This window comes from Azohydromonas lata (genome assembly GCF_034427735.1).
In the GTDB taxonomy this organism is placed as follows: domain Bacteria; phylum Pseudomonadota; class Gammaproteobacteria; order Burkholderiales; family Burkholderiaceae_C; genus Azohydromonas; species Azohydromonas lata.
On the sequence record NZ_JAXOJX010000085.1, the window covers coordinates 1 to 12,406 of the forward strand.

Annotated in this window: 13 protein-coding genes; 7 read left to right on the forward strand and 6 right to left on the reverse strand. The window is 71.6% G+C overall.

Annotation, left to right across the window (positions count from 1 at the left end; translation table 11 throughout):
- On the forward strand, positions 1-681 hold a 681-nt coding region (locus tag SM757_RS30085), incomplete at its 5' end, for a uracil-DNA glycosylase (protein WP_322468159.1).
- Between the two features lie 68 nt (positions 682-749).
- On the opposite strand, the gene SM757_RS30090 is transcribed toward SM757_RS30085, so the two are convergent.
- Positions 750-1,085 (reverse strand): hypothetical protein, encoded by a 336-nt coding sequence (locus SM757_RS30090; RefSeq protein WP_157118691.1) that lies wholly within the window; start codon positions 1,083-1,085, stop codon positions 750-752.
- Between the two features lie 278 nt (positions 1,086-1,363).
- Between SM757_RS30090 and SM757_RS30095 the strand changes: the two genes are divergently transcribed.
- The gene (locus SM757_RS30095) at positions 1,364-2,632 is read left to right on the forward strand and encodes a multifunctional CCA addition/repair protein (protein ID WP_322468160.1); all 1,269 of its coding nucleotides are present in this window, start codon (positions 1,364-1,366) and stop codon (positions 2,630-2,632) included.
- A 39-nt stretch (positions 2,633-2,671) separates the two neighbouring features.
- Here SM757_RS30095 and SM757_RS30100 read toward each other — a convergent pair whose 3' ends face one another.
- Together SM757_RS30100 and SM757_RS30105 are read right to left on the reverse strand one after the other, a co-directional pair.
- Positions 2,672-2,863 carry a DUF2905 domain-containing protein gene (locus SM757_RS30100; RefSeq protein WP_066330870.1) on the reverse strand — a complete coding sequence of 64 codons (192 nt, stop codon included), beginning with the start codon at positions 2,861-2,863 and terminating at the stop codon, positions 2,672-2,674.
- Between the two features lie 19 nt (positions 2,864-2,882).
- On the reverse strand, positions 2,883-3,986 hold the full coding sequence (locus SM757_RS30105; RefSeq protein ID WP_322468161.1) for a class I SAM-dependent methyltransferase: 1,104 nt from the start codon (positions 3,984-3,986) through the stop codon (positions 2,883-2,885).
- Between the two features lie 18 nt (positions 3,987-4,004).
- Between SM757_RS30105 and SM757_RS30110 the strand changes: the two genes are divergently transcribed.
- The 4 genes from SM757_RS30110 to SM757_RS30125 all read left to right on the forward strand — a co-directional run bounded on the left by SM757_RS30110 (position 4,005) and on the right by SM757_RS30125 (position 6,901).
- Positions 4,005-4,784 carry an SDR family oxidoreductase gene (locus SM757_RS30110; RefSeq protein WP_322468162.1) on the forward strand — a complete coding sequence of 260 codons (780 nt, stop codon included), beginning with the start codon at positions 4,005-4,007 and terminating at the stop codon, positions 4,782-4,784.
- Between the two features lie 4 nt (positions 4,785-4,788).
- Positions 4,789-5,199: a dihydroneopterin aldolase gene (locus SM757_RS30115; RefSeq protein WP_066330876.1), complete on the forward strand. Its 411-nt coding sequence runs from the start codon at positions 4,789-4,791 to the stop codon at positions 5,197-5,199.
- An 8-nt stretch (positions 5,200-5,207) separates the two neighbouring features.
- Entirely contained in the window at positions 5,208-6,185 is a 978-nt protein-coding gene (gene ttcA / locus SM757_RS30120; protein ID WP_322468163.1) for a tRNA 2-thiocytidine(32) synthetase TtcA, read from the forward strand.
- Between the two features lie 74 nt (positions 6,186-6,259).
- Positions 6,260-6,901: a DUF4136 domain-containing protein gene (locus SM757_RS30125; RefSeq protein ID WP_322468164.1), complete on the forward strand. Its 642-nt coding sequence runs from the start codon at positions 6,260-6,262 to the stop codon at positions 6,899-6,901.
- Positions 6,902-7,041: 140 nt separating this feature from the next.
- Here the strand turns inward: SM757_RS30125 and SM757_RS30130 are convergent, their stop codons facing one another.
- Complete coding sequence (locus tag SM757_RS30130) at positions 7,042-7,917, reverse strand: DUF6279 family lipoprotein (protein ID WP_322468165.1); 876 nt, start codon at positions 7,915-7,917, stop codon at positions 7,042-7,044.
- On the opposite strand from SM757_RS30130, the gene glmU reads away from it, so the two are divergent.
- Positions 7,916-9,283, forward strand: a complete 1,368-nt coding sequence (gene glmU, locus SM757_RS30135; RefSeq protein ID WP_322468166.1) for a bifunctional UDP-N-acetylglucosamine diphosphorylase/glucosamine-1-phosphate N-acetyltransferase GlmU — start codon at positions 7,916-7,918, stop codon at positions 9,281-9,283. The two genes, SM757_RS30130 and glmU, sit on opposite strands and share 2 nt — an antisense overlap.
- Before the next feature lie 79 nt (positions 9,284-9,362).
- Here glmU and SM757_RS30140 read toward each other — a convergent pair whose 3' ends face one another.
- Together SM757_RS30140 and SM757_RS30145 are read right to left on the reverse strand one after the other, a co-directional pair.
- Complete coding sequence (locus SM757_RS30140; protein ID WP_322468167.1) at positions 9,363-10,316, reverse strand: complex I NDUFA9 subunit family protein; 954 nt, start codon at positions 10,314-10,316, stop codon at positions 9,363-9,365.
- A gap of 51 nt (positions 10,317-10,367) precedes the next feature.
- Positions 10,368-12,365 (reverse strand): lytic transglycosylase domain-containing protein, encoded by a 1,998-nt coding sequence (locus SM757_RS30145; protein ID WP_322468168.1) that lies wholly within the window; start codon positions 12,363-12,365, stop codon positions 10,368-10,370.
- Positions 12,366-12,406: the final 41 nt, after the last annotated feature.

The following is a 12,406-nucleotide window of genomic DNA, read 5'->3' on the forward strand; positions in this document are numbered from 1 at the left end:
GCCCCCGCGCCCGCGCTGCGCGTGGACGGGCCGCTGGACGTGGCCCCGGGCCTGGCCTTTGGCGACGACCGCGGCATTGCCGGCATGGACTGGCCCGCGCTGCGCGCCGCGGTCGAGAGCTGCCGTGCCTGCGAGCTGTGCAACAGCCGCCGCAACACCGTCTTCGGCATGGGCAACGAGCGCGCGCACTGGATGATCGTGGGCGAAGCCCCGGGCGAGCAGGAGGATTTACAGGGCAAACCCTTCGTCGGCCCCTCCGGCGAGCTGCTGGACGCGATGCTGCAGGCCCTGGGCCTCACGCGCGAGCCGGCCGAGCCGCAGCGCCAGGTGTTCATCGCCAACACGCTGAAATGCCGTCCGCCGCGCAACCGCAACCCGGCGCCGCAGGAGCTGGCGCAGTGCGAGCCTTACCTGCAGCGCCAGCTCGCCCTGGTGCAGCCCAAGGTGATCCTGGCCATGGGACGCTTCGCGGTGCAGTCGCTGCTGCGCAGCACGCTGCCCATAGGCAAGCTGCGTGGCCAGGTACACAGCTACCAGGGCATCCCGCTGGTGGTGACCTACCACCCGGCCTACCTGCTGCGCAACCCGGTGGACAAGGCCCGCGCCTGGGACGACCTGTGCCTGGCCGCCGAAGTCATGGAGCGGCAGGCCGGGGCAGGCGCATCCGGGCTGCCGGCGTAGGCCAGCCCCCAAAAAGCCGGCGGGCCCCGTGTGGGGCCCGTCGTGTCGTGCCGCAAGCGCACCGGCGGCTATTGCCGGCGCCGGACGATGATGCCCACGGCCAGCAACCCGGCCAGCAGCAGCAGGGTTTCGGACGTGGGGAAGGGGCCTTGCGACGGGTCCGGCTCGCCCGGCTTGGCGACCGTGGCCGGCGAGGTGTTGGCCACCGGGCGCACGGCGCCGGGGTCCATCCCGGCTTCGCGAGGCACCAGCACCTGCACGGCGGCCGGCGTGTTGGCGGCAACGGTCGTGGCTGTGGTGGAGCCCAGCCCGCTGCCCGCTCCCGTGACGGCAAACACCGCGGGGGCAAAAACAACGGCGGCGGCCGACAAGGCCGCGGCCAGGACCCAAGACTTCGATCTCATGCCATCTCTCCTGAAGGGCGGCACTTCTGGAATAAGGCGCCGGCGGCAGGGAGCCGCGGCGGCGCATGGAGGGGGCGTCGACGGTGTGCCGGCTTGCCGGAATGGGGCCAGCCGTCGCGCGTTCGGGTATTTACCGATCTCCGCGAGTCCCGTGGCACCCCGTGCTCCAAGGCCGGGTGTCACAAGACGTTGATGCTTGGTTGCAAATCTTCTATGCGCGGGCGCAATGCCGGCGCCGGTTTTAGGTGCGTCCAGGGGCGCTGCGTAGACTGCGTCGCATGCAACGTTTCATCGTCGGCGGCGCCGTGCGCGACCGCCTGCTGGGCCTGCCGCACAGCGACACGGACTGGGTGGTGGTCGGCGCCACGCCGCAACAAATGGTGGATGCGGGCTACCGCAACGTCGGCGCGGACTTCCCGGTCTTTTTGCATCCGGAAACAGGCGAGGAGCACGCGCTGGCGCGCACCGAGCGCAAGAGCGGGCGGGGTTACCGTGGTTTCGCGGTGTACGCCGCGCCGGACGTGACGCTGGAAGACGACCTGCGCCGCCGCGACCTGACCATCAACGCCATGGCGCTGCGCGAGGACGGCACGCTGGTGGACCCCTGGGGCGGCGAGCGCGACCTGCGCGAGCGCGTGCTGCGCCACGTCAGCCCGGCCTTCGTGGAAGACCCCGTGCGCGTGCTGCGCGTGGCGCGCTTCGCGGCCCGCTTCACCGAGTTCAGCCTGGCCGGTGAGACGCTGGAGCTGATGCGCCGCATGGTGGCCGAGGGCGAGCTGGATCACCTGGTGCCCGAGCGCGTGTGGCAGGAGCTCGCGCGCGGGCTGATGGAGCCGCGGCCCAGCCGCATGCTGGAGGTGCTGCGCGACTGCGGCGCGCTGGCCGTGCTGCTGCCGGAGGTGGACCGCCTGTGGGGCGTGCCGCAGCCGGAAGCGCACCACCCCGAGGTGGACACCGGCGTGCACCTGCTGCTGGTGCTGGACTGCGCCGCGCGGCTGCACGCGCCGCTGCCCGTGCGCTTTGCCTGCCTGGGCCACGATCTGGGCAAGGGCACCACGCCGGCCGAGATCCTGCCGCGCCACCTGGGGCACGAGATGCGCAGCGTGAAGCTGCTGCAGGACGTCTGCGAGCGCTTGAAAGTGCCCAACGACTGCGCACATCTGGCGGAGGTCGTGGCGCGCGAGCACGGCAACGTGCACCGCAGCGGCGATTTCAATGCCAAGGCGCTGCTGCGGCTGCTGGAGCGCTGCGACGCGCTGCGACGCCCGGAGCGCTTTGAACAGTTGCTGCTGGCCTGCGAGTGCGACGCGCGTGGCCGTGCCGGGCGCGAGGACGTGGACTACCCGCAGCGCCGCCGCCTGCGGGCCGTGCTGGGCTGGGCGCGCGGCATGGACGCCCACGCCGCGTCGGCGCAGGCCGTGGCGCGCGGCCTCAAGGGGCCGGCCATAGGCGAGGCGGTGCAGCAGGCGCGGGTGGCGGCGATAGAGGCCGGGCTGGCCGGCTGGGCCGGCCAGGACGAGGACGGCGGCGAGCCCTTCGGCCTTTGAACAGGCTTTGCGGGCCCTGAGGCGGGCGCCGGGGCGTCCTCAGATCAGCAACCCGATCAGTCCCATCAGCAAGCTCAGCACCAGGCTGCTGGCCAGCGGCACGTGGAACTCGCGGCCGCGCCAGCGGAAGGTGAAATCCCCGGGCAGGCGGCCCAAGCCGATCTTGCGCAACCAGCTGTTGAGGCCGCTGAAGACCAGCGAGGCCAGCAGGAAGACGATCAGCCAGCGCATGCGGTCCTGACGGTGCCGCTCACAGCCGGTGGCTGCGGTCGCCCCGGGTGAAGCCGACGGGATCGAACCCTTCAGGCAGCCCGCGGCCGAAGGCGATGACCTTGAACAGCTCGCCCATCTCGTGCTCCTGCATCAGCTTCTGCCCCAGGGCGCGCTCGCGCACGCCGGCATCGGCCAGGCGCTGCGCCAGCCCGCAGTTCATGAGGAAGTGCGCCTGCGAGGTGTAGCCCAGCACGTCCAGCCCGGCGTCCTGGCCGGCCAGGGCGATGCCGGTGAAGTCCACGTGGGCGGTGATGTCCTTCAGGCCCACGTCCGACAGCGGGTCGGTGTCGGCCTGGTGGGCGCGGTGGCACATCAGCGTGCCGCCGTGGCGCTGCACGTGGTAGTACTCGGCTTCCGGAAAGCCGTAGTCGATGAAGAAGGCCGCGCCGCGCTGCAGCCGCTCGGCCAGCGTAGTGATGAAGGCGCGGGCCTGCGGATGGATTTCCGTCACCGTGCCGGGCAGGAAGGGCCCGTCCACGGGCGGGCGCAGGTCTGTGGGCCGGTCGGCGAACGTGAAGCGCCACTCGTCCACGGCCACGCCGCGCTCCAGCCACTGTGCGCCGTCCCAGTGCAGCAACTGCACGGGCATGGCGTCCAGCACCTCGTTGCCCACGGCCACGCCTTCGATCACGTCCGGCAGCGCGTCCACCCAGCGCACGCGATCGCCCAAGGCGGCCAGCCGCTGCTGCTGGCGCTGCCGCAGCGAGGCCGACAGCTCCACGATGGTGTAGCGGCGGCAGCGCTCGCCCAGGGCCTCCAGGAGCTGCTGCGCCAGCGCGCCGGTGCCGGCGCCGAACTCGACGACCTCGTCCAGGCCCGCCTCGTCCAGCACCTGCGCCACCTGCACGGCCACCGTGCGGCCGAAGAGCGGGCTGAGCTCCGGCGCGGTGATGAAGTCGCTGCCGCCTTCGGGGAGGGCGCCGAACTTCACGCCGCCGTGGGCGTAGTAGCCCAGGTGCGGCGTGTACAGCGCGGCGGCCATGAAGCGGTCAAAAGGCCACCATCCGCCTTCGGCGGCGATGTCCTGGCGCAATCGGTGGGCCAGCTCGGCCGATACACTGGCGGGTTCGTCTTTTCGCATGTTGGGATTGTAGGAATCATGGTCGAGCGACCCGCCGTGCTGGTTACCGGCAGCGCCCGCCGCATAGGGCGCAGCATCGCCCTGGAGCTGGCCGCCCACGGCTGGGACGTGGCGCTGCACTGCCGCGGCTCGCAGGGCGAAGCGCACGACACCGCCGAGGCCGTACGCGCCCTGGGCGCGCGCTGCGAGATCCTCAACGCCGACCTGTGTGACGAGGCCGCCACGCGCGCCCTCGTCCCGGCGGCGGTGCGGGCCTTCAGCCGGCTGGACGCGGTGGTCAACAACGCCTCGCTGTTCGAGCACGACACGGTGGAGACCTTTTCCCATGCCGCCATGGAGCGGCAATGGAAGGCCAACACCGCTGCGCCCGTGCTGTTGGCGCAGGCGCTGCACGCCCACCTGGCCACGCGCGAGGGCGCGCGCGGCTGCGTGGTGAACCTGCTGGACCAGAAGCTGTGGAACCCGAATCCGGACCACTTGTCCTACACCCTGTCCAAGGCGGCTTTGGAGAGCGCCACCACGCTGCTGGCCATGGCGCTGGCGCCGCGGGTGCGCGTGGCGGGCGTGGCGCCCGGCGTCACGCTGCCCTCCGGGCCCATGGACGAGCGGCAGTTCCAGGCCGCGCATGCGATGACGCCCCTGGGCCGCTCCTCCACCGCCGAGGACATCGCGCACGCCGTGCGCTTCGTCCTCGAATCGCCGGCCATCACCGGCACCACGCTGCTGGTGGATGGCGGCCAACACCTGGCACGCCAGGCGCGCGACGTGCTTTTCCTCGCGCCCACGAACACCGATTGAAGTCATGCAAAGCCTGCTCTCCCATCCCAGCCTCATGTCCTGCCGCAGGCTGTTCCTGCGCAACTACGAGGTCTGGATCAACATCGGCGTGCACGACTTCGAGAAGAAGGGCGAGCAGCGGGTGCTGATCAACGTGGAGCTCTACATCCCGCTGGCACTGTCCACGCCCAAGGCCGACGAGCTGGCCGAGGTGGTGGACTACGACTTCATCCGCCGCACCATCGCCGAGCGCGTCTCGCGCGGCCACATCCACCTGCAGGAAACGCTGTGCGACGACGTGCTGGCCCTCATGCTGGCCCACCCGCGCGTCATGGCCGCGCGCGTGTCCACCGAAAAGCCCGACGTGTATCCCGACTGCGAGGCCGTGGGCGTTGAAGTCTTCGCGGTCAAGAACGACGAGTCCCAGGCCTCCTGAGCACCACCATGAGCAGCATCCCCGCCACCGCCCTGAACGGGCAAGACGCCGAACTGTCGGCGCAGACCCTGGCCCAGGCCCCCGCCGACGCCGACGAGGAGGCGCGCCGCGCCGAGAAGAAGGCCGCCTTCGAGATCAACAAGCTCAGCAAGCGGTTGCACCGCCAGGTCGGCCAGGCCATTGCCGACTTCAACATGATCGAGGAGGGCGACCGCGTCATGGTCTGCCTGTCCGGCGGCAAGGACAGCTTCACGCTGCTGGACATCCTGATGAACCTGCGCCAGCGCGCGCCCATCAAGTTCGAGCTGGTGGCCGTGAACCTGGACCAGAAGCAGCCCGGTTTCCCCGAGCACGTGCTGCCGGAGTACCTCAAGGGCCTGGGCATCCCGTTCCACATCGAGAACCAGGACACCTACAGCATCGTCAAGAAGCACATCCCCGAGGGCAAGACGATGTGCAGCCTGTGCTCGCGGCTGCGCCGCGGCATCCTCTACCGCGTCGCGGGCGAGCTGGGCGCCACCAAGATCGCGCTGGGCCACCACCGCGACGACATGCTGCAGACGCTGTTCATGAACATGTTCTTCGGCAGCCGCATGAAGGGCATGCCGCCGAAGCTCGTGAGCGACGACGGGAAGAACATCGTCATCCGCCCGCTGGCCTACGCGGCCGAGACCGACATCGAGCGCTGGGCCGCGCACCGGCAGTACCCCATCATTCCCTGCACCCTGTGCGGCAGCCAGGAGAACCTGCAGCGCGTGCAGATCAAGCAGATGCTGCGCGACTGGGACAAGCGCTTCCCCGGCCGCATCGACAACATGTTCACCGCCATGGGCAACATCGTCCCGTCGCACATGATGGACAAGCGGCTCTACGACTTCACGGGTCTCAAGGCCACGGGCCTGGCCGATCCGGAAGGCGACAAGGCCTTTGACCACGAAGACGAGCCGCCGGTGCAGAACGTGGTGCAGCTGCAGCTCGACCGCTGAACCCCGGCGCGGGCGCCGGCCTCGCCTGGCGGGGCATGGCGCTTGCCGAACCTACCCGTCACGGGAGCCCCGTCATGAAGTTCCACCGCCTGCCGCTTGCGCTGGCCGCCGCCGTCGCGGTCAGCGGCTGTGCCTCGCTCAACCAGGTGTCGTCCGACGTGGTGGGCTATGGCGCCTGGCCCGCCGGGCGCACGCCCGGGGGCCACTACGTGTTCGAGCGGCTGCCTTCGCAGCAGGCCGAGCTGACGCTGCAGCAGCAGCTCGAAGACGCGGCGCGGCCCGCGCTGGCGCAGGCCGCCTTCACGCCCGCGGCCGACGCGGCGCAGGCCGCCGTGAGCGTGCAGGTCAACCTGCGCAACATGCGCTTCGAGCGGCTGGACTACGCCTGGGGTCCGTGGGGCGGCCCGTGGGGGCCGGCGTGGACGGTGCCGGGTCGGCGCTATCCGGGCTTCTGGGGCAACCCGTGGGGGCCGCCGTGGTGGGGGCCGTCCTTCAGCACGCCCTGGTACGAGCGCGAGGTGAGCGTGCTCATACGCGATCGCAACGGCGGCGCGGTGCTGTACGAGGGCCACGCGCGCAGCGACGGCGCGCTCGCCGGCAGCCCGGCGCTGTACGAGGCCATGTTCCGCGCCGCGCTGGCCGACTTTCCGCAGGGCAACCCCTCGCCGCGGCGCGTGAACGTGCCGCTGGAGGCGGAATCGGCCAAGGCGCCCTGAAGGCCCGGCAGCAGCGTTGTGGGGCTTACAGGCAGCAGGTCCTGCCTCGCAGCTCACGTTGCGATAGGGGACCGCCTGGGTCGCCGCCTGCGCGGGGATGACGAGGTCGTGGGCGCGGCTTGCCGGCTTGCGGCGCACGCTCACCCCTTGGCCGGCGCCGCCAGCGCCCTGAAATCCATCTCCCACCCCTGCAGCCGCTCGCGTGCGGTGCGGCGCTGTTCCGGCGTGGTGAGGTTGTGGATCTCGGCGGCCAGGCCGCAGTTGAACTGCTCCAGCGCGGCCTGGTAGCGGTTTAAATCGTCCTGCGGGGGCGCCTGCAGGCGCTGCGCCAGGGCGCGCAGGGCGTCCTGCGCCTGCGCGGGCGTGACGCCCTGCAGGCCGCGCAGGGTGCGCAGCACCTCCTGCTGGCGCGCCACGCGCAACTGCAGGGAGCGCTCGCCGTCGAAGGGCGTGTCGGCCTCCAGTTGGGCGATGCGCTCGCGCTGCGCGCGCTCCAGCCGCCCGTAGAGCTTTTCCGCCCGCTCCACCGTGCGCTTGTGCAGCGCCTGGCGCTGCGCGGCGGCGTCCGGCTTCACGAAGTCCGAGCGGTAGTCGCGGTTGACCTTGTCGAAGCGCTTCTGGATGTTCTTGAGCTGGTCGGCCTGCAGCGTCACGGCCAGCGCGGCCACGGTGGGCAGGCCGTGCGTGAAGGCGGCCTCGGCCCAGTGCTCGCCTTCGTCGCGCAGGGCGCACACCGCCGCGGGCGTGGTGTCGGCCGCGGTTTGTGGCTGCAGTTGCGCCAGCCGCGCGGCGTAGACGGGCAGTTGCGTGTGGCGGTGCCAGTCGAACCACTGGGCGATGGCCGCGCGCACGCGCGGGGCCTGCTCGTCGGTGAAGTCGGCGTAGCCGTCGGCCCACCAGTACAGCAGCTCATCGGCCTGCTTGTAGACCAGCCGCATGGCGCCGCAACCGCCGAGCGCCAGCAGCAGCAGGGCCGCCGCGATAATCCGCCAACCTCGCAAGGACTCAGTTTTCATGGCATCCAACGTCGTCATCATGGCCGCGGGCAAAGGCACCCGCATGAAGTCAGCGCTGCCCAAAGTGCTGCACAAGCTCGCCGGCCGCAGCCTGCTGCAGCATGTGCTGTCCACCGTGGAGGCGCTGGATTCACGGCGCACGGTGGTCATCACGGGCCACGGCGCCGAAGCGGTGGAAGCCGCCGTGGCCGCACCCGGCCTCCAGTTCGTCCGCCAGATGCCTCAACTGGGCACGGGGCATGCCATCCAGCAGGCGTCGCCCGCGCTGGATGTGGCGCAGCAGACCACGCTCATCCTCAACGGCGACGTGCCGCTCATCCGCGCGCAGACGGCGCAGGCGCTGATCGAGGCCTGCGGCGGCCAGCGCCTGGCGCTGCTGACCATCGAGCTGGCCGACGCCAGCGGCTACGGCCGCATCGTCCGCGAGGGCGAGCAGGTGCGCGCCATCGTCGAGCACAAGGACGCCAGCGACGCCCAGCGCCGCATCCGCGAGGTCTACACCGGCATGATGGCCGCGCCCACGGCGCTGCTGCAGCGCTGGGTGGCGCAACTGAACAACGACAACGCCCAGGGCGAGTACTACCTGACCGACATCGTGGCCATGGCCGTGGCCGACGGCGTGCCGGTGGTGGCCACGCCCGCCGCGGGCGAGACCGAGGTGCTGGGCGTCAACAGCCCGGCGCAACTGGCCGACCTGGAGCGCCGCTTCCAGCGCCAGCAGGCCGAGGCGCTCATGGAAGCCGGCGTGCGGCTGATGGACCCGGCGCGCTTCGACCTGCGCGGCCAGCTCTCCTGCGGCCAGGACGTGGACATCGACGTGGGCTGCGTGTTCGAGGGCGAGGTGCAGTTGGGCGACGGCGTGCGCGTCGGCCCGCACTGCGTCATCCGCAACGCGCGCATAGACGCGGGCGTGCAGATCGCCGCCTTCACCCACATCGACGGCGCGCAGGTGGGCAGCCAGGCGCAGATCGGCCCCTTCGCGCGGCTGCGCCCGGGTGCGCAACTGGCGGAGGAGGTGCACATCGGCAACTTCGTGGAGGTGAAGAACTCCACGCTGGCGCGCGGCGCCAAGGCCAACCACCTGGCCTACCTGGGCGACGCCACGGTGGGCGCGCGCACCAACTACGGCGCGGGCTCCATCACCGCCAACTACGACGGCGTCAACAAGCACCGCACGGTGATCGGCGAGGACGTGCGCATCGGCTCCAACTGCGTGCTGGTGGCGCCGGTCGCCATCGGCGACCGCGCGACCATTGGCGGCGGCTCCACCATCAGCAAGGACGCCCCGGCCGACCAGCTCACCGTTGGGCGCGCCCGGCAGGTGTCGCTGTCGGGGTGGCAGCGGCCGGTGAAGAAGGCGAAGTAAACGCCTCCCGCAGGAACAGCAAAGGCCGCATGAAGCGGCCTTTGCTGTTTTCAGGGCCGGCGGCGGCCCGGGGGCGGCGTCAGCCGCGCCGCGCGCGAGCCCGCAGCAAGTCCAGCCGCTGGCAGCCGTGTCGCGCCGAGAGGTACTCCGGCGCGATGGCCGAGACGGCCGCGGGCTGTATGCCCAATGCCTGCAGCCCCGGGAGCTGGCCGCTGGCGACGTTGTCCACCTTCATGGAGTCCAGGTTGTCGCCGGACATCAGCGGCTCGCCGGGCAGCAGTTGCATGAAGCCGGCCTGCAGCCGGCCCACGGCGTCCGGCAGCGGGATGATGGGGCGCTCATGCCCGCAGGCGCGCCCGGCCAGCTGCACCAGCTCGGCCAGCGTGTACACGTGCGGGCCGGCCAGCTCGTAGGTCTGGCCTGTGGTGGTGTGCGGGTCTTCCAGGCACTTGAGCAGCGCCCGCGCCACGTCGTGCACCCACACGGGCTGGAAGCGGGCGTGGGCGCCGGCCAGCGGCATCACCGGGGCCCAGGCCTGCAGCTTGGCGAACAGGTTCAGGAAATGGTCCTCCTCGCCGAAGATCACCGAGGGGCGCAGGAGGGTCACGTCCAGGCCCGAGGTCAGCAGCGCGGCCTCGCCGGCAGCCTTGGAGCGCAGGTAGCGCGACGGCGCGTCCGGCGCCGCGCCCAGGGCGCTGACGTGGACGATGCGCCGCACGCCCGCGACGCGGCAGGCATGCACGAGCTTGCGCGGCAGCTCGGCGTGCACGCGGCGAAAGCGCGCCTCCTCGCCGTGCAGGACGCCCACCAGGCTCACCGCCGCGTCGCAGCCCTGCAGCAGCCGCGCCAGCGCCGCCTCGTCGTGGATGTCGGCCTGCACCATCTGCACGTCCGGCAGCGCCAGCAGGGCGCGGCGCTGTCCGGTGTGGCGCGTGGGCACCACGACCTCGGTGTCGGGATGGCGCTCGGCCAGTTGGGCACACAGGGCCCGGCCCACGAAGCCGGTGCCGCCCAGGATGAGAACTCGCTTCATGACGGTCTCCAGGTGACGGACTGCTTGCACTGGCAAATGACAGGCGCGGCCTTACGGCAGTTCAGCGTCCGGCGCGCGCGTACCGGGCCCAATGGTGGCGCCCAGGCGCGACTTCAGGCTCATGGGCTGCCCGGCGATGAGCGCGGCGTAGTCCACCGCGTTGGACAGCACCTTCTGCACGTAGTCGCGCGTCTCGTTGAAGGGGATGCTCTCGGCCCACACCGCGGCCTCCAGCGTGCCGCCCTCGCTCCAGCGCCGCGGCCGGCCCGGGCCGGCGTTGTAGGCCGCGGCGGCCAGGGCCTGGTGGCCCTCGAAGCTGTCCAGCACGAGTTTCAGATAGCCCGTGCCGATCTTGAGGTTGGTGTCGCGGTCGGTGATGAGGTCGCCGGAGTAGGGAATGCCCAGCTTCTTGGCCGTCCAGCGCGCGGTGGCGGGCATGACCTGCATCAGCCCCGAGGCGCCCACGTGCGAGCGCGCGTCGGTGATGAAGCGCGACTCCTGCCGTATGAGGCCGTAGACGTAGGCCGGGTCCAGGCCGATGGCGCGCGCCTCGCGCAGCACCGCCTGGCGGTGCGGCATGGGGAAGCGCTGGTTCATGTCGATCTCGTCGCGGGTCTTCTCGCTGGTGTTGATGCAGCGGTCCCACACCTCGCGCTCGCAGGCGCGCTGCGCGGCGGCCAGCAGCGCGCGGTCGTCCATGCCGCGCAGCGTGAAATTCCACTCGCGCACGCCCTCGTTGCGCAGGCCGATGTCTATGAGCTGCAGCGCGCGCGACAGGCCCGGGTTGGCGTTGGCTGCCTCGCGCTCGGCCTTGCTCAGGGGCTGGGGGGTGGGCGGCAGCGCGGGCTTGCGGCCCAGCTCCTCGGCGGCGAGCTTGCCGTAGTAGCCCACGCCGGTGGCGATGCCCGCCAGCGCCTGCTGCGCCTGCTGGCGCACGGGGTCGCCGTCGGCGCCGCGCACGGCTTCGGCCAGTACGGCGCGGGACTTCCAGTACACCCACACCGGTTCGCGCTGGCGTGCGCTGGGCATGGCGTCCACGGCGTCGCGCACCAGGGCCCAGCGCTGTGGGCTGCCGCGCAGCGCGGCGCGCGCCTGCCAGGCCAGCATGTCCTCGCTCCACGCCACCTTGGGGCCGGGCGCCACGGCCAGGGCGCCGGCGCGCAGGTACCACTCCGAGGCCTGTGGCAGCAGTTTCAGCGCGCCCTGCAGGCCCACCTGGCCCCACACCCAGCCGGCGAGCTGCGGCGGCAGGCGGTTTTGCCAGTCCTGCGCCAGGGTGGCGGCGCTTTCGGGGTCGGACGCGGCGGCGCGGGCCAGCGCCAGCGCGGTGAGCTCGGCACCGGTGCGGTCGCCGGCCGAGGCCTTGCGGGCCAGGTAGCGCGGGGGCTGGCTGAAGGCGTCGCTGACGCTGGCGGTCAGGCCCGGCACGTTCAGCAGCGCCGCGGCGGCCATCGCGGCCTTGGGCCGGTTGCCCTCGGCGGCCAGGCGCACCTTCTGCCAGATCTCGTCGGTGCTGAACACGCCGGCGCGAACCAGCGTGGAGGCCAGCAGGTGGCAGCCGTCGTCCAGGTCGCGCTGCGCGAACCAGGCCTCGCGCGCGGCCTCGCGCACGTCCTTGCCGGCGAGATGGTCGGAGAGCAGCGCGTAGCAGCTGACCTCGCGGTCGTCGTTCATGCGAAAGCGCGGGTAGTCGCGGCTGAAGGCCGACCAGTCGCGGCGGCGGCCCAGCTCCAGCAGCCAGTCGTTGCGCAGCCGGTCTTCGACGTAGGTGCCGCTCCAGCGTGCGTAGAAGGCTTCGACCTCATCGGTCGTGGCCTGCGCCAGGCGGTTGCCGAGCTCCCAGTACTCGACCCAGGAGGCCAGCGGGTGCTGTTCGGCGTTGACCAGGCTGCGCGCGGCGGCGAGCTTCATGCGGTCGCGCTTGCGCAGCGCGTCGCGGGCCTCCACCACGATGTCGTCGCCGCTTTGGGCATGGGCGGCGGGAAGGGCGCAGGGCAGGGCGGACAGCAGCGCAAGCGACAGCGCGGCCAGGCGGAAATGGCGGTTCATGGAGGAGCGACAGGAGGAGAACCGGCTGAATCTAGCGCAGC